The 21,707-nt window shown below is 72.8% G+C and carries 20 protein-coding genes; 8 read left to right on the top strand and 12 right to left on the bottom strand.

Features of this window, described 5'->3' with window-relative positions:
* Positions 1-161: 161 nt before the first annotated feature.
* The 4 genes from AC07DA_RS02980 to AC07DA_RS02965 all read right to left on the bottom strand — a co-directional run bounded on the left by AC07DA_RS02980 (position 162) and on the right by AC07DA_RS02965 (position 5,337).
* Positions 162-998, bottom strand: coding sequence for an undecaprenyl-diphosphate phosphatase (locus tag AC07DA_RS02980; RefSeq protein WP_479124022.1), 837 nt, complete (start codon positions 996-998; stop codon positions 162-164).
* A 195-nt stretch (positions 999-1,193) separates the two neighbouring features.
* The gene (locus AC07DA_RS02975; RefSeq protein ID WP_479124020.1) at positions 1,194-1,451 is read right to left on the bottom strand and encodes an ArsR/SmtB family transcription factor; all 258 of its coding nucleotides are present in this window, start codon (positions 1,449-1,451) and stop codon (positions 1,194-1,196) included.
* A 194-nt stretch (positions 1,452-1,645) separates the two neighbouring features.
* Positions 1,646-3,205, bottom strand: coding sequence for a glycoside hydrolase family 53 protein (locus tag AC07DA_RS02970; RefSeq protein WP_479124018.1), 1,560 nt, complete (start codon positions 3,203-3,205; stop codon positions 1,646-1,648).
* 110 nt (positions 3,206-3,315) lie between these two features.
* A complete protein-coding gene (locus tag AC07DA_RS02965; RefSeq protein WP_479124016.1) occupies positions 3,316-5,337 on the bottom strand; it encodes a beta-galactosidase in 2,022 nt (673 codons plus the stop codon).
* Between the two features lie 183 nt (positions 5,338-5,520).
* Between AC07DA_RS02965 and AC07DA_RS02960 the strand changes: the two genes are divergently transcribed.
* From AC07DA_RS02960 to AC07DA_RS02940, 5 genes are all read left to right on the top strand, one after another.
* The gene (locus AC07DA_RS02960) at positions 5,521-6,840 is read left to right on the top strand and encodes an ABC transporter substrate-binding protein (RefSeq protein WP_479124014.1); all 1,320 of its coding nucleotides are present in this window, start codon (positions 5,521-5,523) and stop codon (positions 6,838-6,840) included.
* Positions 6,837-7,763, top strand: coding sequence for a carbohydrate ABC transporter permease (locus AC07DA_RS02955; protein WP_479124012.1), 927 nt, complete (start codon positions 6,837-6,839; stop codon positions 7,761-7,763). Before AC07DA_RS02960 ends, AC07DA_RS02955 begins: the two co-directional genes overlap by 4 nt.
* Positions 7,760-8,668 (top strand): carbohydrate ABC transporter permease, encoded by a 909-nt coding sequence (locus tag AC07DA_RS02950; RefSeq protein WP_479124010.1) that lies wholly within the window; start codon positions 7,760-7,762, stop codon positions 8,666-8,668. The genes AC07DA_RS02955 and AC07DA_RS02950 overlap by 4 nt, the downstream gene beginning before the upstream one ends.
* Positions 8,665-9,696: a LacI family DNA-binding transcriptional regulator gene (locus AC07DA_RS02945; RefSeq protein ID WP_479124008.1), complete on the top strand. Its 1,032-nt coding sequence runs from the start codon at positions 8,665-8,667 to the stop codon at positions 9,694-9,696. The genes AC07DA_RS02950 and AC07DA_RS02945 overlap by 4 nt, the downstream gene beginning before the upstream one ends.
* A gap of 72 nt (positions 9,697-9,768) precedes the next feature.
* The gene (locus AC07DA_RS02940) at positions 9,769-10,158 is read left to right on the top strand and encodes a MarR family winged helix-turn-helix transcriptional regulator (RefSeq protein WP_479124006.1); all 390 of its coding nucleotides are present in this window, start codon (positions 9,769-9,771) and stop codon (positions 10,156-10,158) included.
* 31 nt (positions 10,159-10,189) lie between these two features.
* On the opposite strand, the gene AC07DA_RS02935 is transcribed toward AC07DA_RS02940, so the two are convergent.
* The 8 genes from AC07DA_RS02935 to paaA form a co-directional block, all read right to left on the bottom strand.
* A complete protein-coding gene (locus tag AC07DA_RS02935) occupies positions 10,190-10,591 on the bottom strand; it encodes an SseB family protein (protein WP_479124004.1) in 402 nt (133 codons plus the stop codon).
* 135 nt (positions 10,592-10,726) lie between these two features.
* Positions 10,727-11,368 (bottom strand): maltokinase N-terminal cap-like domain-containing protein, encoded by a 642-nt coding sequence (locus AC07DA_RS02930; protein WP_479124002.1) that lies wholly within the window; start codon positions 11,366-11,368, stop codon positions 10,727-10,729.
* A gap of 574 nt (positions 11,369-11,942) precedes the next feature.
* A complete protein-coding gene (locus AC07DA_RS02925; protein ID WP_479124000.1) occupies positions 11,943-13,910 on the bottom strand; it encodes a heavy metal translocating P-type ATPase in 1,968 nt (655 codons plus the stop codon).
* Positions 13,911-14,051: 141 nt separating this feature from the next.
* Positions 14,052-15,167 carry a 1,2-phenylacetyl-CoA epoxidase subunit PaaE gene (gene paaE / locus AC07DA_RS02920; protein WP_479123998.1) on the bottom strand — a complete coding sequence of 372 codons (1,116 nt, stop codon included), beginning with the start codon at positions 15,165-15,167 and terminating at the stop codon, positions 14,052-14,054.
* Positions 15,167-15,682 carry a 1,2-phenylacetyl-CoA epoxidase subunit PaaD gene (gene paaD, locus AC07DA_RS02915; protein WP_479123996.1) on the bottom strand — a complete coding sequence of 172 codons (516 nt, stop codon included), beginning with the start codon at positions 15,680-15,682 and terminating at the stop codon, positions 15,167-15,169. The genes paaE and paaD overlap by 1 nt, the downstream gene beginning before the upstream one ends.
* Positions 15,676-16,503: a 1,2-phenylacetyl-CoA epoxidase subunit PaaC gene (gene paaC / locus AC07DA_RS02910; protein ID WP_479123994.1), complete on the bottom strand. Its 828-nt coding sequence runs from the start codon at positions 16,501-16,503 to the stop codon at positions 15,676-15,678. Before paaC ends, paaD begins: the two co-directional genes overlap by 7 nt.
* Before the next feature lie 10 nt (positions 16,504-16,513).
* Positions 16,514-16,807, bottom strand: coding sequence for a 1,2-phenylacetyl-CoA epoxidase subunit PaaB (gene paaB / locus AC07DA_RS02905; protein ID WP_094051976.1), 294 nt, complete (start codon positions 16,805-16,807; stop codon positions 16,514-16,516).
* Entirely contained in the window at positions 16,804-17,790 is a 987-nt protein-coding gene (gene paaA / locus AC07DA_RS02900; RefSeq protein WP_479123992.1) for a 1,2-phenylacetyl-CoA epoxidase subunit PaaA, read from the bottom strand. The genes paaB and paaA overlap by 4 nt, the downstream gene beginning before the upstream one ends.
* 198 nt (positions 17,791-17,988) lie before the next feature.
* Between paaA and paaI the strand changes: the two genes are divergently transcribed.
* The 3 genes from paaI (at position 17,989) to AC07DA_RS02885 (ending at position 21,623) form a co-directional block, all read left to right on the top strand.
* Positions 17,989-18,378 carry a hydroxyphenylacetyl-CoA thioesterase PaaI gene (paaI, locus tag AC07DA_RS02895; RefSeq protein WP_479124689.1) on the top strand — a complete coding sequence of 130 codons (390 nt, stop codon included), beginning with the start codon at positions 17,989-17,991 and terminating at the stop codon, positions 18,376-18,378.
* On the top strand, positions 18,375-19,730 hold the full coding sequence (paaK, locus tag AC07DA_RS02890) for a phenylacetate--CoA ligase PaaK (protein ID WP_479123990.1): 1,356 nt from the start codon (positions 18,375-18,377) through the stop codon (positions 19,728-19,730). The genes paaI and paaK overlap by 4 nt, the downstream gene beginning before the upstream one ends.
* 147 nt (positions 19,731-19,877) lie before the next feature.
* A complete protein-coding gene (locus tag AC07DA_RS02885; protein WP_479123988.1) occupies positions 19,878-21,623 on the top strand; it encodes an enoyl-CoA hydratase-related protein in 1,746 nt (581 codons plus the stop codon).
* Positions 21,624-21,707: the final 84 nt, after the last annotated feature.

The following is a 21,707-nucleotide window of genomic DNA, read 5'->3' as shown; positions in this document are numbered from 1 at the left end:
CACAGGCTGTCCGGCTGTCCGGCTGTCTGACAGGTTCACGGGAGTGATCCTCCGGGCGGCGGCTCAAGCTGTCAAGGGGCGCCCCGCAGGGGGCGCGGGGAACTTGCGCGACGAGCCACGATGGCACCGCGGACAGACGACGGCACATATCCGCAGGACACTCAGCTGTGCAGCACACCCGCCCCGAGCAGCCCGAACAGCAGCACACCCACGGCGAGGCGGTAGATCACGAAGGCGTCGAAGGAGTGCCTGGCGACGAACCTCAGCAGCCAGGCGATGGAGGCGTACGCCACGACGAAGGAGACGACCGTGCCGACGGCGAGTGGCACCGCGCCCACCCCGGTGCCCAGGGCGTCCTTCAGCTCGTAGAGTCCGGCGCCGGTCAGCGCGGGGATGCCGAGGAAGAAGGAGAGCCGGGTGGCGGCGACGCGGTCGAGGTCGAGGACCAGAGCCGTCGACATGGTGGCGCCCGAGCGGGAGAAGCCCGGGAAGAGCAGGGCGAGGATCTGGGAGCTGCCGACCAGCATGGCGTCCTTGAAGGAGGTGTCGTCCTCGCCGCGCTTGTGCCGGCCCATCCGGTCGGCCGCCCACATCACACCGCTGCCCGCGATCAGCGAGCCGGCCACCACCCACAGCGAGGCGAGCGGACCCTCGATGAGCGGCTTGGCGGCGAGTCCCACGGCGACGATCGGGACGGTGGCGCAGATGACCCACCAGGCGAATCTGTAGTCGTGGTGGTGGCGCTCCTCGCAGTGGCGCAGACCTCGCCCCCAGGCCGAGACGATCCGCAGGATGTCCTGGGAGAAGTACACGAGCACCGCCGCGATCGCGCCGACCTGGATGACGGCCGAGAACCCGACCACGGCACGGTCGTCGACGGGGATGCCCATGAGCCCTTCGGCGATCTTCAGATGGCCGGTGGAGGAGACGGGCAGGAACTCGGTCACCCCCTCGACGGCTCCGAGGACGACGGCCTGACCGACGGTGATGGCGCTCATGGGATCCAGTTCTGCTCGGGAGGGGCGGGAGCGGAGGCGTCAGTCGTACTCCACGCGGGCGAGAACCGGCTCTCACCTACGCGCGGGCGCGAGCCCTCGCGAACGCCCCTGCCGCGCCCTTGTCCCCCGTGGCAAGGCGCGGTGCACCGTGTCACCGCCTCGGCGCTTCACACCCACTCCTTACTCCGGAGTGGCCTACCAGCCCTTCTCGAACATCCGGGCGACCTCGGCGATGCGCATGTCGTCGCGGCGGTAGCGCAGCCGGCCCGCGGACCGGCTGGTGCGCAGCATGCCGGTGGCCTCCAGCAGCCGCAGGTGGGTGGCGGCGACCGGGCGCGGCAGCGCGAACCGCTCGGCGACGGCGTCGGCGGTGACCCCGTCCGCGGCGGCCCCCGGTTCCCTCAGCCAGGCCAGGATGCGCAGCCGCGTCTCGTCCGTGGGAGTCCTCAGCATGACGTGCCCCTGCCTCGCGGCGTCGTTCCTCCCCACCGCGTCTTCCCACTGTCCCGCACTCGATGCGGCCGTGTCCCGCACTCGGCAGGCTTGACCGATACCGGACTCCTCCGTGGAACGCAGGAGTTGTGCAGGGCGGGAGGGAACACGGCGGAACGGGCGGTATCCCGGGCCGTGTCCCCTCCCCCACCGGCTCAGCGGTGCCGGAACCAGGACATCGAGGCGAGCGCCCGGTCGTCGTAGCCGAACAGCGCCTGGTTCTCCCAGCCGTTGCCGGAGGACGGGGCGGTCGGATCCCAGCCGTTTCCGGACACGGCGGTCCAGGTCGCCTCCCAGTAGAAGACTCCGAGGCCGCGGCCGTTCGGGACGGCCTCCACGATGCTCGCCACGTCGTTCATCCACCGCGTCTGGCCGGCCACGCTCGCCGGATAGCCGGGGACCAGCTCAGCGGCGGTGTCGATGATGTTCTCGTGGGAGTCCTCGCTGTCCAGGCGGAACGGGTAGGCCGTCTCGGCGACGAAGACGGGTTTGCCGTAGCGGGTGGCGGCGTCGTCCAGGGTCGTCTGGAAGTCGGACAGGGTGCCGTGCCAGTAGCCGTAGTACGACAGCCCGATCGCGTCGAACCGCACGCCGTGGGAGCGCGCGCTGTCGAACCACCAGCGGGTGCCCTCCAGGTCACCGCCCTCGGCGAGGTGCAGGGCCACGGCGGTGCCGGAGTCGACCGCCTTGACGGCGTCGTAGCCGGAGTTGAGCAGACCGGCCAGCTGCGTCCAGTGGGAGGTGGAGCCCTCGTTCCACAGCATGCCGCCGTTGATCTCGTTGCCGACCTGGACCATGTCGGCGGTGGTGCCCTGGGCCTTCAACGCGTTCAACACGTCGTAGGTGTGGTGGTACACGTCCGTCTTCAGTTGACTGTAAGAATGGCCCGCCCAGGCCGCGGGCTTGTCCTGGCGGCCCGGGTCGGCCCAGAAGTCGGAGTAGTGGAAGTCCACCAGCAGCTTCATCCCCTGGGCCTTGACGCGCTTGGCCGTGGCCAGGACGCGGGCCTTGTTGTTGAATCCGTCGGCCGGGTCGACCCACACCTTCAGGCGGGCGTAGTTCATGCCGTTCGACTTCAGCAGGGACAGGGCGTCGCCGGCGGTGCCGGAGGCGCTGCGGTAGACGCCGCCCCTGGCCTCGCTCTTGGCGAGGGACGAGATGTCGGCACCCTTGATCGACGTGCCGGACGTGCCCGACGCGAAGGTCAGGTCGTCGACATTGATCCAGTTGCCCGCGTTCGCGTCACTGTTGATGCTGATGGTGCACTGGTTGGTGGTCACGTTGACCGGCACCACGATCCGGATCCACCCACTGGCCGAGACCGGCAGGTCGGTGCGCTGCTCGGCGCCGCCGCAGTTCTTCAGCGCTATGTAGGCGGACTTCTGCCCGCCGCCCGAGCGTACCCAGGCGGTGAGCTTGTAGGCGCCGTTGGTGAGTCCGGACAGGTACTGGTAGGTCTCCACCTTGTAGGCGCCGGCGGCCCAGTGGCTCAGGCGGTGGCTGCCGCCGTGGCCGCCGGGCTCGGTGAACGAGGCGCCGGTGTCGCCGTACTCGGACCAGCCGGCCGGTGCGGCCGCGCCCGCGCCGTCGGCTTCGAAGCCGCCGTTGGTCAGCGTGCTCGCGGCGTGGGCGGAGGTGGCGGGCAGGGCGGTGAGGGCGAGCCCGGCGGTGAGCGGCACCAGCAGGGCTCTCAGGGTGCGTCTGGGATGGAACATCGTCGTCCGTCGTCCCTTCGACGTGGGGTTGGGGAGTGCCTCCCGTCCGCGGCCGGGCGGGAGAGCCCTCCGCCCGCGGCTCGTGGCACGCGCGGGCGGAGGGAGTCGGTTCAGCCGTCGAGCCGGACGACCCGGACGGCTCCGGCGGGCACGGCCAGGCGGCCGGCGGCCCGTTCGCCGGTGAGCAGCTCGGTGCCCGGGACCTCCACGGGCACCTTGACGTCCGCCCCGGTGTGGTTGACGGCGAACAGGTAGGTGCCCGACGCACCGGTGCGGCGGACCACTTCGACGTCCCGGGGCAGGTCGGTCCGCGGCGCGAGCCGGGCGTCCGCGCCCGCCATGCCGAGCAGCGCGTCGAGGCCGTCGGCGCCGAGCCGGGTGGAGACGTACCAGGCGGTGCCCTCGCCGAGGCGGTGCCGGGTCACGGCGGGCAGGCCGGCGGCCAGGCCGTCGGCGTAGGTCAGCACCGTGTCGGCGCCGCGGGGCACCACGAACTCGGTCCACACGTCGGCGCCCAGCTCCGTCCCGTCGGGGCCGGTGATCCGCACGCGTTCGCCGGGCAGCAGCGGGGAGAACTCCTCGATCGTGAGGCCGAGGACGTCCCGCAGCGGCCCCGGGTAGGCACCCTCGTGGACGGCGTCGTGCTCGTCGACGATGCCGGAGAAGTACGAGACGACCAGCGTGCCGCCGCCCTCCACGTACGCCGCCAGATTGCGCCCGGCCGCCTCGGTCATCAGGTACAGGGCCGGAACGACGACCAGGGGGTACCTCGACAAGTCGGCTTCCGGGTGGGCGAAGTCGACGGTGAGGTGGCGGTCGTAGAGGGCCTCGTAGAAGGCGTCGGCGCGCTCGCGGGCGTCGTGGTCGACGCTGGGGCGCCAGTCGAGGGTCTGCGCCCACCAGGACTGCCAGTCCCACAGCACGGCCACGTCGGCCTCGGTGCGCGTGCCGCGGATCTCGCTCAGCGCCTCGAGGCGGGAGCCGAGTTCGACGACCTCGCGCCACACGCGGGTGTCCGTGCCGCCGTGCGGCACCATCGCCGAGTGGAACTTCTCGGCGCCGCGCCGGGACTGGCGCCACTGGAAGAACATCGCGCCCTCGGAGCCGCGCGCCACGTGCGCGAGGGAGTTGCGGGCCATCTGGCCGGGCGCCTTGGCGGGGTTGCGGGCCTGCCAGTTGACGCCCGAGGTGGAGTGCTCCAGCAGCAGCCAGGGGGCGCCGCCCGCGACGGAGCGGGTGAGGTCGGCGGCCATCGCGAGATTGACGTGGGTGCGGCGGCCGTCGGTGATCAGGTAGTGGTCGTTGGTGACGAGGTCGACCTCGCGGCCCCAGGCCCAGTAGTCGACGGAGTCGCACTGGCTCAGGGCCGTCATGAAGTTGGTGGTGACCGGGACGCCCGGGGAGAGGCGGTGCAGGATGTCCCGCTCCGCGACGAAGTTCTCGCGCATGGTGGCGTCGGCGTACCGCTTGTAGTCCAGCGCCTGGCCCGGGTTGACGGCCGCCGGGGTGAGCCGGGGCGGGTTGATCTGCTCGAAGTCGGTGTACCGCTGGCCCCAGAAGGCCGTGCCCCAGGCCTCGTTGACGGCGTCGACGGTGCCGTACGTGGCGGCGAGCCAGCGGCGGAAGTGGGCGGCGCAGGAGTCGCAGTAGCAGGCCGAGACGGGAACGCCGTACTCGTTGTGGACGTGCCACAGCGCCAGGGCGGGGTGGTTCCCGTACCGCTCGGCGAGCGCGGTGGTGATGCTCGCGGCGGCGGCGCGGTAGTGGGCGTTGCTGTGGCAGATGGCGGCGCGGGAGCCGAACTCGTAGCGCACGCCCTCGGCGGTGACGGGCAGCGCCTCGGGGTGGGCCCGGTAGAACCACACGGGCGGGACGACCGTGGGGGTGCCGAGGTCGACGCGGACGCCGTGCTCGTGGAGCAGGTCCAGGAGCCGGTCGAGCCAGCCGAAGTCGTAGGTGGCGGGCGAGGGTTCCAGCAGGGCCCAGGAGAAGATCCCGACGCTCACCATGGTGACGCCGGCCTCGCGCATCAGCCGGACGTCCTCCTGCCAGACGCTTTCCGGCCACTGCTCGGGGTTGTAGTCCCCGCCGAAGGCGAGCCTGGTCAGGCCCCTGGGGGTGGTGTCCGGCATGGATGGTCTCCCGTTGATCGATCAATTGGGAACGTGCACACACAGCAGCGCGGTGCGGAGCCCAACATAACCGCACAGCATCAACCATTGACAAGTGTCCGGGATGTTTCTCTACTGTGAACGCTCACAGAAGCATGGCAGGTTCTCGCAGCAGGCGAGGACCCCAGGTCAGGGGAGAGATCCATGCCGTACACGACGCGCCGCCGCCTCGTGACATCCGCCGTCGCCCTCGCGCTCGGCGCCACCACCCTCGCCGCCTGCGGCTCGGACTCCGGGGACAGCGGGACCGAGTCGGGGCCGGCCTCGCTGACGTACTGGACCTGGACGCCCGGCATGGACAAGGTCGTGGACCTGTGGAACAAGGGCCCGGGCAAGAAGGACGGGATCACCGTCACGGTGAAGAAGCAGGCCTCCGGTGACACCCTGGTCACCAAGATCCTCACCGCGCACAAGGCCGGCAAGGCGCCCGACCTCGTGCAGGCCGAGTACCAGGCCCTGCCCACGCTGGTCAGCAACGACGCCCTCGCCGACATATCGAAGGACGTGGCGGAGGCCGAGGACCGGTTCGCCGAGGGCGTCTGGCAGCAGACGACCCTGGGCACGGACGCGGTCTACGCGGTCCCCCAGGACATCGGGCCGATGATGTTCTACTACCGCGAGGACCTGTTCGAGAAGTACGGCCTGACCGTGCCGACCACCTGGGACGAGTTCGCCGACACCGCCCGCAGGCTGAAGAAGGCGGCGCCCGACAAGGACCTCACGACCTTCTCCGCCAATGACTCCGGCCTCTTCGCGGGCCTCGCCCAGCAGGCGGGCGCGAAGTGGTGGACGACCTCCGGCGACCGGTGGAAGGTCGCGATCGACGACGCGGCGACGCGGAAGGTGGCGAAGTTCTGGGGCGGCCTCGTGAAGGAGGGCGCCATCGACAACCAGCCGATGTACACCCCGTCCTGGAACAAGGCGCTCAACACCGGCAAGCAGATCGCCTGGGTCAGCGCGGTGTGGGCCCCGGGCACCCTCACCACCGCCGCCCCCGACACCCAGGGCAAGTGGGCCATGGCCCCGCTCCCCCAGTGGTCGGCGAGCGAGAACCGCACCGGCAGCTGGGGCGGCTCCTCCACCGCCGTCACCACGGACTCCGAACACCGGCAGGCCGCCGCGAAGTTCGCCACCTGGCTGAACACCGACCGCGCCGCGCTGAACGCGCTGGCCAAGGAGAGCGGCATCTACCCGGCCGCCACCACCGCCCAGACCAGCGGCGCCTTCCTCAAGCCTCCGGCCTACTTCGCCAACCAGGCCGACTTCTACCGCAAGGCCGCCGACATCGCGGAGACCACCGCCCCCTCCGCCTGGGGCCCGAACGTCAACGTCGCCTACACCAGCTTCAAGGACGCCTTCGGGGCCGCCGCGAAGAACAAGTCTGACTTCGGCGCCGCGCTGGACAGGGTGCAGGCCGACACGGTCGCCGACATGAAGAAGCAGGGCTTCGAGGTCGCGGAGTGAACAGCACGGCACGCCGGCGGTCGTACGGGGTCAAGGGGGCCCCGTACGTCTTCCTGATCCCCGCGATCGTCCTGTTCGCGTCGTTCTTCGCCCTCCCCATCGGCTACGCGCTCTGGCTCAGCTTCCGCAAGGTCCAGGTCTCCGGCCTCGGCCTGGGCTCCGGCGCCCGCAGGGAGGTCTGGGCAGGTGTGGAGAACTACACCGACGCCCTCTCCGACAGCGAACTGCTCGACGGCACCCTGCGGGTGCTGGGCTACGGCTGCATCGTCGTCCCGGTGATGCTGGGGCTCGCCCTGCTCTTCGCGCTGATGCTCGACTCGGAGAGGGTGCGGCTCGCGCCCTTCACCCGGCTGGCGATCTTCCTGCCGTATGCCATCCCGGGCGTGGTGGCGGCGCTGCTGTGGGGCTTCCTGTACCTGCCGGACGTCAGCCCCTTCTACTTTGTGCTCGACGAGCTGGGGCTGCCGCAGCCGGACCTGCTGGACGGCGGGCCGCTGTACCTGGCCCTGTCGAACATCGCGGTGTGGGGCGGCACCGGCTTCAACATGATCGTCATCTACACCTCGCTCCGCGCGATCCCCGGGGAGCTGTACGAGGCGGCCAGGCTGGACGGCGCCACGCCGCTGCAGATCGCCCTGCGCATCAAGATCCCGATGGTGGCCCCGTCGCTGGTGCTGACGTTCTTCTTCTCGATCATCGCCACGCTGCAGGTGTACAACGAGCCCACCACCCTCAAGCCGCTCACCAACTCCGTGTCGACGACGTGGAGTCCGCTGATGAAGGTGTACCGGGACGCCTTCGGCGACGGTGACATCCACGGGGCCGCAGCGCAGGCCGTGATCATCGCCTTCGCCACGCTGTTGCTGTCCTTCGGCTTCCTGCGAGCCGCGAACCGTCGTCAGAAGCAGGAGGCAGCCCGATGAGCTCCCTTGCCGTCCCCCAGGCCGAACCGGTGGCGGGCAGCACGCCCGGTACGGCCCAGGACCGCCCGCCGCTGCGCCGCCGGACCGCCCTGCTCCCGACGGTCACGCTGCTGCTGGGCGCCCTGTACTGCCTGCTGCCGGTGGCCTGGGTGGTCATCGCGGCCACCAAGTCCGGGCGGGAGCTGTTCTCCACGTTCACGTTCCTGCCCGGCACCGGCCTCGCGGACAACCTCCGGGACCTGAACGCCTACCGCGACGGTGTCTACTGGCAGTGGATGGGCAACTCCGCCCTGTACGCCGGCCTCGGTGCCCTGCTGTCGACGTGCGTCTCGGCGGTGAGCGGCTACGCCCTGGCGGTCTACCGCTTCCGGGGCCGCGAGACGCTCTTCAACGTGCTGCTCGCGGGCGTGCTGATGCCGCCGGTGATCCTCGCCGTCCCGCAGTACCTGCTGCTGGCGCAGGCCGACCTCACCGACTCCTACCTGTCGGTCCTGCTGCCGCAGGTCCTCTCGCCGTACGGCGTCTACCTGGCCCGGGTCTACGCCGCCGCCGCGGTGCCGGCCGACGTCGTGGAGGCCGGGCGGATGGACGGCGCCGGCGAGTGGCGGATCTTCACCCGGATCGCGCTGCCGATGATGGTCCCCGGCATGGTCACGGTCTTCCTCTTCCAGTTCGTGGCGATCTGGAACAACTTCCTGCTGCCGTACATCATGCTCAGCGACGACGAGAAGTTCCCGATCACCCTGGGGCTGTTCACGTTGCTGGAGCAGGGCGCCAACACCCCGGCGCTGTACACGCTGGTCATCACGGGCGCGTTCCTGGCGGTGCTGCCGCTGGTCGCCCTCTTCCTGGTCATCCAGCGGTTCTGGAGCCTGGATCTGCTCTCCGGAGCCGTAAAGTCATGACCATGAACGCTGCGGGGGGCAGGCGCAGGCCGCCCACGATCCACGACGTGGCGCGCGAGGCGGGGGTCTCGCGCGGCACCGTCTCACGTGTGCTCAACGGCGGTCACTACGTCAGCCCGGCCGCCCAGGAGGCGGTCAACGCGGCCATCCGCAGGACGGGTTACGTCGTCAACCGGCACGCGCGCTCCCTGATCACCGGCCGGTCCGACTCGGTCGGCTTCCTGCTCACCGAGCCGCAGGAGCGGTTCTTCGAGGACCCGAACTTCAACGTCCTGCTGCGCGGCTGCACCCAGGCGCTCGCCGCGCACGACATCCCGCTGCTGCTGATGCTGGCGGGCACCGACGACGAACGGCGGCGCATCACGCGCTACATCACCGCCGGGCACGTGGACGGGGTGCTGCTGGTCTCCAGCCACTCCGGCGATCCGGTCGCCGAGCAGCTGCGCGGAGCGGGGGTGCCGCTGGTCGCGTGCGGCAAGCCGATCGGCCTGGGCTCGAAGGTGAGTTACGTGGCCGCCGACGACCGGGACGGCGCCCGGGACATGGTGCGCCACCTGCTGTCGCTCGGGCGGCGCCGGGTGGGCACGGTGACCGGGCCGCTGGACACGCCCGGCGGTGTGGAGCGCCTCGCCGGGTACAAGGAGGTGCTGGCCGAGGCGGGGCTGCAGTTCGACGAACGGCTCGTCGTCCCCGGCGACTACAGCCGGTCCGGCGGCGAGGCGGGCGCCGAGCGGCTGCTGGCGCAGGCCCCGGACGTGGACGCGGTCTTCGTCGCCTCGGACCTCATGGCGCAGGGCGTGCTGACGGCCCTGCAGCGGGCGGGGCGGCGGGTGCCGCAGGACGTCGCGGTCGGCGGCTTCGACGACTCCCCCGCCGCGCTGGCCTCCAGCCCCGAGCTCACCACCATCCGGCAGCCGTGGGACCGGATCAGCGCCGAGATGGTCCGGGTGCTGCTGGCGCAGATCGGGGGCGAGGATCCGGCGGCGGTGATCCTGCCGACGGAGCTGGTGAAGCGGGAATCGACCTAGCCCCCGGCCGCGGGGCGGCAGTCCCGCTGCATGCATGGTCATGGAACGCCGTGCCGGTGTTACCGTTCCCGTATGGCGGCGAAAACGGCTGGTGCGCGGCTCGAGGAACGGTGGCGGGACATCCTGTCGGCCCACGCGCGCACGATGTGCGAGATCGACCGGGCGCTGCATCCGCACGGTCTCGGCGCGTCCGACTTCGAGGTCCTGGACATGCTCGCGACTGCCACGGCCGAAGGGGGCGAGCAGTGCCGGGTGCAGAACCTGGTGGGGCGGGTGCATCTGAGCCAGAGCGCGCTGTCGCGGCTGATCGCCCGGCTGGAGAAGGACGGGCTGGTGACGCGGTCGGTGTGCGAGGAGGACCGGCGGGGCGTGTGGGTCGCCCTCACGCCCAAGGGCCGGGACCTGCACGCCGAGGTGCTGCCCCTGCAGCGCGCCGCGCTGGCCCGGACCCTGGGCGAGTAGGGCGCCAGGGCCCGGACGGGGGCCGGTACGCCTACGGGCGTGCCAGCAGGGTGCGGACTCCCTCCGAGGTGAGTGTCAGCCGGTGCTCCGAGCTGCCGTCGATGGTGAGCGACAGGTCGTCGGCCGGCCACTGCGCGGCGAGCGCGCCGAGGGGCACCAGACGGTACCGGGAGACGAACGGCAGCAGCCCGGCCATCTCCACCTCCGAGGTGAACACGGGCACCACCGGCTCGCCGCCCGGCTGCTCCAGGACGGGCAGCGCCACCGCCGAGGGGTTGGCGGCGTCGGCGTCGTTGGCGTCGTCGGGCACGGGGATGAGCACGTCGCTGTTGGCGAGCGCGTCCAGAGCCGCCGCGTCCTCCGTGTTCTCGGAGAGGACGTCCAGAGCCCGCTGGGCGGGCGTGGGCGTGGGGTCGTTTGCGGGTGTCTCCATGGCAGATTCCCTGGTAGCGGCGGTCGTGCGGCCCACCCGGGGCATGATCCGCCCCGGGTGCGGTCCTGCTCGCGTACCCGAACGGGCCCGGGGCAACCCTCGCCGGTCCCGGAGGTTCCCGGGAGGCTTCGGGGATCAGCCGTGCAGAACGGCGAGCGGTCCCCGTACGCGCGTGCCGTCGGGCAGCGTCCAGGAGGCGGCGAGGTGGCCCGTCGCTCCCCCGCCGGGCGGGCCGTCCGGGGCGGGCTCCAGGACCCGGTGCAGGCGCAGCACCGGCCCGGACGCCGGGACCAGCCGGGTGCCGTCCTCGTCGTCCGTGGCGGTGAAGTCGGTGGGGAGGGGGTCTTCGCCGGTCCAGGAGGCGGAGACGTCGTCGTCGGGGAGGTCGCTGACGTCCTGGTCCTGCGCCCGGGCCCGCCCTTCGATCAGGGCCGGCAGCTGCGCGAGGAACACGGGGTCGTGGCAGCCGTCGTAGGCCCAGCGCCGCCCGAGCACGCCGTGCTCCATGGTGCCCACCAGGGCGTGCTCGGCCCCCGCGAGCGGGGCGCCGCGGTAGGTGAGCGGCACCAGGTAGGCCGTGGGGCGGGGGCCGCGGGCGTCGGTGACGACGAGGAACTCGATCCCGACCTCGCCCCGCGGGTCGTCCAGCCGGAATCCCCCGGCCCTGGCCAGCCGCGGCCGGGCCGCACCGGCGCGGTACCAGGGGCGGGAGGGCAGCCAGGAGGCGAGCAGTTCCAGCTTGGTCGGCTCGAGTGTGGTCCGGTGGATGACGGCCATGCGGCTGGTTCCCTCTCCGTCGGGTCGGTGGAAGCCCTTGAGACTACGCCCCGGCCGGCCGCCTCCGTAGCGACAGGTACGGCCGTCACGCCCGTCCGCACCTCGCCCGCCGTTTCTCCTGGCAGCCGGCCTACGCACCCGCCGCCCGCACCGCCTGCGACCTCGTGGGGCCCGGACACTGGCGACGGGCACGTCCGCTGGTGTGCCCAGCCGCCGCGGAGACGGCGGCGTCGCACGCTGGGTCGCCGAGCGACGGATGGCCCTGGGGCCGCCGCACCACCCCCGCAGGACGTCACCGCCGTCGATGACGACGACACCCCCGAGGCGGGATGTCTGCCCCGCGCCGATCACGGTCCGCACCGACGTCGCCGGGACCGGCTCAGGCTCGCCGCGCCCGCCCCGGACCGCCTCGACGGCCCGGCGTGCGGCCCCGCGCGGCGCGCTCGCCCCGGTCGGCCGGCTCGTACGGGCGCGGTGGTCCGCCGCCGGGGCCCCGAGGCGCGTCCCGGACGCTGCGGTCGTGCCTGCCGGTGGCGGCCCGCGCCCGTGCGCCGCCGGGCGGTGGCGGTGTGCGTCAGGCCCGGCCCTCGGTGACGGCCCGCTGCCAGGCGCCCTCCCGCAGCAGCCGCAGTCCGTTCAGCCCGACGAGGACCGTGGAGCCCTCGTGGCCCGCGACGCCCAGCGGCAGCGGCAGGTCGCCGGCCAGGTCCCACACGACGAGACCGGCGATGAACACCCCGGCGATGACGAGGTTCTGCACCACCAGCCTGCGGGCGCGGCGGGAGAGGGCGACGGTGGCGGGCACGGCGGCGAGTTCGTCGCGCACGATGACGGCGTCGGCGGTCTCCAGGGCCAGGTCGGAGCCCGCCCGGCCCATGGCGACCCCGGTGTGGGCGGCGGCCAGGGCGGGCGCGTCGTTGACGCCGTCCCCGACGACCAGCACCTTGCGGCCCGCGTCCGTCATCTCCTGGACGGCGGCCAGCTTGTCCTGGGGCAGCAGCCCGGCCCGCACGTCCGCGACGCCGGCCTCCGCGGCGAGGTGCGCGGCGGCCCGTGGGTTGTCGCCGGTGAGCAGCACCGGGGCGGTGCCGGTGAGCCGGGCGAGGGAGCGCACTGTCCCGGCCGCGTCCGGACGCAGCCGGTCGGCGATGCCGAGGAGCCCGGCGGGGTCGCCGTCGACGACGACCAGGACGGCGGTGCGGCCCGACTCCTCCAGGTCGGCGGCCGGGCCCGCGGTGCCGTCCAGCAGCCGGGCCGGGGCGCCCACCGCGACGGCACGGCCGGCGACGACGGCCGTGACGCCGACACCGGGCGCGGACGCGAAGTCCGCCGCCTCGGGCAGGTCGAGGCCGCGCTCGCGTGCGGCGTCCACGACGGCCCGGGCCAGCGGGTGTTCGCTGGGCCGCTCGGCGGCCGCCGCGAGGGTCAGCAGCTCGTCCTCGGACAGGCCGGACCCGGGCAGCGGCCGGACGTCGGTGACGCGCGGGGTGCCCTCGGTCAGGGTGCCGGTCTTGTCCAGCGCGACGGCGTCCACCTGGCCGATCCGCTCCATGACCACGGCCGACTTGACCAGCACGCCGTGCCGTCCGGCGTTGGCGATGGCGGAGAGCAGGGGCGGCATGGTGGCCAGCACGACCGCGCAGGGCGAGGCCACGATCATGAAGGTCATGGCGCGCAGCAGGGCGTCGGTGAGCTGTGCGCCGAAGGCGAGCGGCACGAGGAAGACGGCCAGGGTCGCGGCCACCATGCCCAGGGAATAGCGCTGTTCGACCTTCTCGATGAACAGCTGGGTGGGGGCCTTGGTCTCGGACGCCTCCTGCACCATGCGGACGATCCGGGCGATGACCGAGTCGGACGCGTCGCGCCCGACGCGGATGCGCAGGGCGCCGGTGCCGTTGAGGGTGCCCGCGAAGACCTCGTCGCCGGGCTCCTTGGGCACGGGGAGCGGTTCGCCGGTGATGGTGGCCTGGTCGGCCTCGCTCACGCCGTCCAGGACCCGGCCGTCGGCGCCGATCCGCTCCCCGGGGCGCACCAGGACGATGTCGCCGACCGCCAGTTCCTCCACGGGCACGGTCTGTTCGCCGCCGTCGGAGGCCAGCCGGGTGGCCGTGGCGGGGGTCAGGTCGAGCAGGCCGCGGACGGAGTCGGCGGTGCGGGCCGTGGCCAGGGCCTCCAGCGCGCCGGAGGTGGCGAAGATGACGATGAGCAGCGCCCCGTCCATCACCTGCCCGATCGCGGCCGCGCCGAGGGCTGCGACGACCATCAGCAGGTCGACGTCGAGGGTGCGTTCCCGCAGCGCCTTCAGGCCTTCCCAGCCCGGCTCCCAGCCGCCCGTGACGTACGCCAGCGCGTACAGCGGGCCCCATGCCCAGGCGGGGGCGCCGGTGAGGTCCAGAGGCAGTGCGAGCAGGAAGAAGGCCGTGGCCGCGACGGCCCAGCGCGCCTCGGGGAGCGCGAGGACCCGGGTGCGCCGGCGGGGTGCGGCCCCGGCGCGGGCGGGTGCGGCCCGGTCGACCGGCTGCGGGGTGAGGGTGGAGGTCATCGGGGGTCCTTCTGGCGGGGACGCGTCGGCGCCCCTCACCATACAGGAATACATGAAGACCCGTTCATGCCTTCATATTGCGTCTTCGCGGCCGGTCCCGGGCGTCGGGCACGGGCGGGGTTTTCCCTTTCCGCCCGGGGCTCAGGTGTCGAAGTCCACCGTCAGCGTCTCGGACACCGGGTACGTCTGGCAGGTGAGGACGTAGCCCGCGTCCACCTCGGACGGTTCGAGGGCGAAGTTGCGGCGCATGTCGGCCTTGCCGTCGGTGACCAGGGCCCGGCACGTGCCGCACACGCCGCCCTTGCAGGCGAAGGGCAGGTCGGGGCGGGTCTGCTGGGCGCCTTCGAGGAGGGTGCGTTCGCGGGGCAGGGCGGAGGTGGTGGAGCGGCCGTCCAGGGTGATCGTGACCTGGCTGACCGGGCCGGAGGGGCCGGTCTCCGTGTGCCGCACCTCGCGCACCGGCTCGTCGTCGGCGTAGAAGAGCTCCTGATGCACCCGGCCGGCGGGGACGCCCGCCTCGGCAAGGACCTGCTGGGCGGAGCGGACCATGCCGTGCGGGCCGCACAGCCACCAGTGGTCGGCCGACTCCACGTCGACCAGCGCGCCGATCAGCGCGGAGAGCCGCTCGGCGTCGAGGCGGCCGGAGAGCACCTCGGCCTCGCGGGGTTCGCGGGAGAGGACGTGGGCGAGCTGGAAGCGCGTCGGGTACAGGTCCTTCAGGTCGGCGAGTTCGTCGGCGAACATCACCGTCCCGCTGCGGCGGTTGCCGTAGAGGAGGGTGACGCGGGAACGGGAGTCGGCGGCCAGGACGGACTCGGCGATGGAGACCATGGGCGTGATCCCGGAACCGGCCGCGATCAGGACGTGGTGCCCGGGCGTGGTGAGGTCGGGGGTGAAGGCGCCGGTGGGGGCCATGACCTCGACGGTGTCGCCGGGGCGTAGCTCGCGCACCAGCCAGGAGGAGAACAGGCCGCCCGGGACGACCCGTACGCCGATGCGCGGCGCCGCGCCGGCGGGTGAGCAGATGGAGTAGGAGCGGCGCTCGTCGCGGCCGTCGATCTCGCGCCGCAGGGTGAGCGACTGGCCCGGCGCGAAGGCGAACTCCTCGGCCAGCTCGGCCGGGACGTCGAAGCTGACGGCCGCCGCGTCCTCGCACAGCGGCTGCACGGCGGCGACCCGCAGGGGGTGGAAGACCGGGCGTCGGCGGGCGCGCGGGCGGGCCGCCGGGGCGGGGGCCGGCTCCATCAGGTCCTCCATCAGATCTCCTTGACGTACTCGAACGGCTCGCGGCAGGCGAGGCAGCGCCACAGGGCCTTGCACGAGGTGGCGGCGAAGCGGGAGGTCTCCTCGGTGTCGGCGCTGCCGCAGCGGGGGCAGGGCACCGAGCGCCGGGTCGGCGACAGCACCAGCGGCACCGGACCGGCGGCGCGCACGGGGGCGGCCCCGGGCGGGGCGATGCCGTGCTCGGCGAGCTTGCGGCGGCCCTCCTGCGTGATCCAGTCGCTGGTCCACGGCGGGTCCAGGACGGTGCGGATCTCCACGCGCGCGTACCCGGCGTCGCGCAGCCGGGCGGCCACCCCGGCGCGCATCTCCGCCATGGCCGGGCAGCCCGAGTAGGTGGGGGTCAGGCTCGCGACGACCGTGCCGTCCTCGGTGAGCGACACCTCGCGCAGCACACCGAGGTCGGCCAGGGTGAGCATGGGCAGCTCCGGGTCTGGCACCTGCTCCGCGATCCGCCGGGCCCGCCGGGCGTCGAGCAGCGTGGTCACCATGCCGCCTCCGGGTGGGCCCGGGCCACGCCCTGCAACTCGGCCAGCAGCGGCGCCAGATGCTCGGTGTGCTCGCCGGCGCGGCCGGAGCCGGGCAGCGGCCGGTAGACCGGCATGGGCAGTGCGGCCGCCTCGGTGACCTGGCGCAGGACGGCGACCACCTCGTCCCGGACGTCGTACGCCGTGAACAGCTCGCCCAGGTAGGGCGCCACCTGCTCCTGGGCCCTGCGCATCCGCCGGTGCGACTCCTCGGTGCCGTCGCCGAGGCGCACGGCCCACTCGGCGGCGTACTGGCGGTGGTAGGTCAGTTCCTTCACGCCCTTGGCGGCGATCGCCGCGAGCACCGGGTCGCGGTGGCCGGTGAGCCGCTCGAAGTGCGCGAGGCGCCAGCTGGCGAACACCAGCAGCCGGACGATGGAGAACGCGAAGTCCCCGTTGGGCAGTTCGGCCAGGCGCACGTTGCGGAAGTCGCCGGCGTCGCGGAAGTAGGCGAAGGCGTCCTCGTCGCGGCCGGTGCCGTCGACCTGGCCCGCGCGGGAGTACAGCAGACGGGCCTGGCCGAGCAGGTCGAGGCCGATGTTGGCGAGGGCCACCTCCTCCTCCAGCTCGGGGGCCCGGGTGGTCCATTCGGCGAGCCGCTGGGCCGAGACCAGGGCGTCGTCGGCCAAGGTGACGCAGAGGTCCGACAGTTCACCGGGGTCGACGCCGTCCGGGACGGTGGTGTCGACGCCGTGCAGGGGGTCCTCGAAGCCGGTGCCGTAGGCCCAGCGGGTGTCGTCCTCGTGTCCCTCGGCGAGGGTCAGGTAGACGTGGTCGTCGCTCATGCCCTCTCCTTCAGATGTGCGGGACGTCGTCGGGGATGTCGTAGAAGGTCGGGTGGCGGTAGACCTTGTCGGCGCTGGGCTCGAAGAAGGGGTCCTTCTCGTCGCGCGTGGAGGCGGCGATGTGCTCCGAGCGCACGACCCAGATGGACACGCCCTCGTTGCGGCGGGTGTAGAGGTCGCGGGCGTGGGTGAGCGCCATGCGGTCGTCGGCGGCGTGCAGCGAACCGACGTGGACGTGGTTCAGGCCGCGCTTGCCGCGCACGAACACCTCGTACAGCGGCCAGTCCTGCTTGCCGGCGGTCATGCCACCGCTCCCTTCCGCGTCCGGGACGCCTGCTTGGCGGCGTGGGCGGAGGCCGCCTCGCGCACCCAGGCGCCCTCCTCGTGGGCCGTGCGCCGCCGGGTCACGCGCTGCTCGTTGCACGGGCCGTCGCCCTTGATGACCCGCATCAGCTCGTCCCAGTCGGGCGTGCCGAAGTCGTGGTGTCCCCGCTCCTCGTTCCAGCGCAGCTCCGGGTCGGGGAGCGTCACGCCGAGCTTCTCGGCCTGCGGGACGGTCATGTCGACGAAGCGCTGGCGCAGTTCGTCGTTGCTGTGCCGCTTGATCTTCCAGGCCATGGACCGCGCGGAGTTGGGGGAGGCGTCGTCGGGCGGGCCGAACATCATCAGCGACGGCCACCACCAGCGGTTCACGGCGTCCTGCACCATCTCGCGCTGCTCGGGGGTGCCGCGCATCATCGTCATCAGCAGCTCGTAGCCCTGCCGCTGGTGGAACGACTCCTCCTTGCAGATGCGCACCATGGCGCGCGCGTACGGCCCGTACGAGGAGCGGCACAGCGGCACCTGGTTGCAGATCGCGGCGCCGTCCACGAACCAGCCGATCACGCCGACGTCGGCGAAGCTCAGCGTCGGGTAGTTGAAGATCGAGGAGTACTTCTGGCGGCCCTCGATGAGCCGCTGGGTCAGATCCGCGCGGTCGGCGCCGAGCGTCTCCGCCGCCGCGTACAGGTACAGCCCGTGCCCGGCCTCGTCCTGGACCTTCGCGAACAGAATGGCCTTGCGGCGCAGCGACGGGGCGCGCGTGATCCACTCGCCCTCGGGCTGCATGCCGATGATCTCCGAGTGCGCGTGCTGCGCGATCTGGCGGATCAGTGTCTTCCGGTAGCCCTCGGGCATCCAGTCGCGCGGCTCGATCCGCTGGTCGCGCGCGATCGTCGCGTCGAAGTGCCGCTGGAGGTCCGGCTCGGTGCCGTCCGCCCCCGGGGGGCTGGAGTGTGTCGTGTGCATCCGTCCCACTTCCCAACCGACCATTCGTTCGGTCCATGGTATGACAAGGCGCCGCACCTTGGTAAGACCCCGGCCCTTGACAGGCGCCGAGGCGGATTGGTTATTTGGCGGCACCGAAGCTAACCGAATGTTCGGTCGGGCTACAAGGTGGTGCGAGAAGTGAGTCATGCCGCTGACGCGACACCGGCCGTCGAGGCCATGTTCGCCGCGGACGAGGCCTCCCGCGGGCTGGGCATCGAGCTGCTGGAGCGGGGCGAGGGGACGGCCGTGCTGCGGATGACCGTGACCCGGTCGATGGTGAACGGGCACGGCATCGCCCACGGCGGGTACGTCTTCCTGCTCGCCGACAGCGCCTTCGCCTGCGCCTGCAACAGTCACGGCCCGACGACGGTCGCGGCCGGCGCCGACATCACCTTCGTGGCCCCGGCGCACGAGGGCGACGTCCTCGTGGCACGGGCCGAGGAGCGCACCCGGTACGGCCGCAGCGGCCTGTACGACGTGACCGTGCGGCGCGGCGACGAGGTGATAGCGGAGTTCCGGGGCCGCAGCCGCAGCATCAGGAGCACGAGGCCGAAGGAGCCGGCATGACCAGCGAGACGGGCACCACGACGGACACCGCGGCCGGCGCCGGGCGGCGGGGCGAACCCCTCCCCCACGACCTGCTGGACGACGCCGAGCGCCTGACCCGCGAGCAGCTGCGCGAGCTCCAGCTGGACCGGCTGCGCCGGAGCCTGCGGCACGCCTACGACAACGTGGAGGCGTACCGCGAGAAGTTCGACGCGGCCGGGGTCACGCCCGAGGACTGCCGCTCCCTGGCGGACCTCGCCCGCTTCCCGTTCACCACGAAGGCCGACCTGCGGGACACCTACCCGTTCGGCATGTTCGCGGTCCCCATGGACCAGGTGCGGCGCGTGCACGCCTCCAGCGGCACCACCGGCCGCCCCACGGTGGTGGGCTACACGGAGAACGACCTGTCGATGTGGTCGGACCTGGTGGCCCGCTCGATCCGGGCGGCCGGCGGGCGCCCGGGTCACAGGGTGCACATCTCCTACGGCTACGGCCTGTTCACCGGCGGCCTGGGCGCGCACTACGGCGCCGAACGGGCCGGGTGCACGGTGATCCCCGCCTCGGGCGGCATGACGGCCCGCCAGGTGCAGCTCATCCAGGACTTCCGGCCCGAGATCATCATGGTCACCCCGTCGTACATGCTCGCGCTGCTCGACGAGTTCGAGCGGCAGGGCGTCGACCCGCGCGCGTGCGGTCTGCGGGTGGGCATCTTCGGGGCCGAGCCGTGGACGGAGGAGATGCGCCGCGAGATCGAGGAGCGGACGGACCTCCACGCCGTCGACATATACGGCCTGTCGGAGGTGATCGGCCCGGGCGTCGCGCAGGAGTGCGTGGAGACCAAGGACGGGCTGCACGTGTGGGAGGACCACTTCTACCCCGAGGTCGTCGACCCGATCACCGGCGAGGTGCTGCCCGAGGGCGAGGAGGGCGAACTGGTCTTCACGTCCCTCACCAAGGAGGCGCTGCCGGTGGTCCGCTACCGCACCCGCGATCTGACCCGGCTGCTGCCCGGCACGGCCCGGCCCGCGTTCCGCCGCATCCAGAAGATCACCGGCCGCTGCGACGACATGATCATCCTGCGCGGGGTGAACGTCTTCCCGGGCCAGATCGAGGAGATCGTGCTGCGCACGCCCGGGGTCGCGCCGCACTTCCGGATCGAGCTGACCCGGCGGGGCCGGCTGGACCACATGACCGTGCGGGTCGAGACCCGCCCCGGCACCGCCCCCGGCGAGCGGGAGGCCGCGGCCCGGGCGATCGCCCAAGCCGTCAAGGACGGGGTCGGCGTCTCCGCCGAGGTGACGATCGTCGAACCGGAGACGCTGGAACGCTCGCTGGGCAAACTGCGCCGGGTGAAGGACCTGCGCGGCGGCTGAGGACGGTCGCCGACGCCCGGTCCAGGCCCGCGCCCGTCGCCACCGGCCTGAACCGGGCGGCGCCGTACCGGCCGTAAGCGGACAAGAGGGGCGAAACGCCGCCGTGGTCCTTCGTGGCCCCGCTCCGACCCGCGACCATGCCGTGTCATGGACATCTTGCTCGTCGCCAGCGCGTTCAACAGCCTGTCCCAGCGCGTCTACGCCGAACTGTCGGACCAGGGACACCGGGTGGACGCCGTCCTCGCCTCGCACGGGGACGACGCGGTCCGCGCCGCCGTGCGCGAGGTGCGTCCGGACCTGATCGTCGCGCCCCTGCTGAGGTCGGCGCTGCCCGAGGACGTGTGGCGGGAGCACACCTGTCTGATCGTGCGTCCCGGACCGCCCGGCGACCGGGGCCCGTCCTCCCTGGACTGGGCGATCGACGAGGGCGCCCGCGAGTGGGGGGTGACGGTGTTTCAGGCCGAGGCGGCGCTGGACGCGGGTGACGTCTGGGCGGACGGGACCTTCCCGGTGCCGCCGGCCGGCAAGAGCGACGTGTACCGCAACGAGCTGTCCGACGCCGCCACGGCCGCGGTACTGCTGGCGGTGCGGCGCTTCGCGGAGGGCTCCTTCAAGCCCCGGCCGCAGAGCGATCCCGGGATCCGCGTGGTGTGGCGCGACTTCTTCCGCCAGGAGCAGCGGCGGATCGACTGGGAGAACGACGACACGGAGACGGTGCTGCGCAAGCTGCGCGGGGGCGACTCACGGCCCGGTGTCCTGGACGAGCTGTGCGGGCGGGAGGTGTACCTGCACGGCGGGCACCCGGAGGACCGGCTGCGCGGAGCGCCCGGGGAGTTGCTCGCGACCCGGTCCGGCGCGCTGTGCCGGGCCACCCGGGACGGCGCGGTGTGGATCCCGGAGCTGCGCCCCCGCAAGAGCTCGGGCGACCCGGCGCCGTTCCGCCGCCCGGCGGCCTCGGTGCTGGCCGGCTTCCCGGCGCCGCCCGGGAGCGGCCCGGGCATGCCGGGCTCGCAGGACCGCCCGTACTGGCTGCCGGAGATCGCCGTCCCGCTGGAACTGCCCCCCGCCCGCACCACGTGGGCCGACATCCGCTACCGGCAGCGCGGTTCGGTCGGCTTCCTGTCCTTCTCGTTCCCGGGCGGGGCGATGAGCACCACGCACTGCCGCAGACTCCTCGCCGCCTACCGGTACGCGCTCACCCGCCCCACCTCGGTGCTGGTGCTCGGCGGTGCCCGTGACGTCTTCTCCACCGGCGGCCACCTGCACGTGATCGAGTCCTCGGGCAACCCGGCGAGCGAGTCCTGGTCGAACTGCCTTGCGATGAACGACCTGGTCGAGGCCGTGCTGCGCACCACCGACCGGGTGGTGATCGCGACCCTCGGCGGCAACGCGGTGGCCGGCGGCGTGATGCTCGCGCTGGCCGCCGACGAGGTCTGGTGCCGCACCGGCGGCGTCCTCAACCCGCACTACCGGAACCTGGGTCTGCACGGCTCGGAGTTCTGGACGTACTCGCTGCCGCGCCGGGTGGGGGCGGAGACGGCCGAAAGGCTGACGAGCGAGGCACGGCCGGTGAGCGCGGCGGCCGCGGAGCGGATCGGCCTGGTGGACCGTCTGGTGCCGGTCGCCCCCGGGGAGTTCGCCGAGGAGGTCGCGCGCCTGGCGGCCGAGGTGGCCGCCGACCAGGACCTCGCGCGCCGGATCACCACCAAGACGACGGCGCGTCACGCGGACGAGCTCCAGCGGCCGCTCGCGGAGTACCGGCGGACCGAACTCGCCCGCATGCGCGCCGTGTTCTTCGACCCCGAGGCCCCGTACCACGCGTTGCGGTCCGCCTTCGTCCGCGGAACGCCGAGCGGCTCCGCCCGTCCGTTGGCCACGGCCGGCACGGCCTGATCCTACGGCCGCCGCCGGTGGGCACCGGCCGCGTCCTCCGGTCCGCCTCCCCCGCCCCGGCGGGTACCCGCACCCGGTGCCCCG

The organism is Streptomyces sp. NPDC044921, from assembly GCF_056432865.1.
This window is presented reverse-complemented; position numbering and strand designations above follow the sequence as displayed.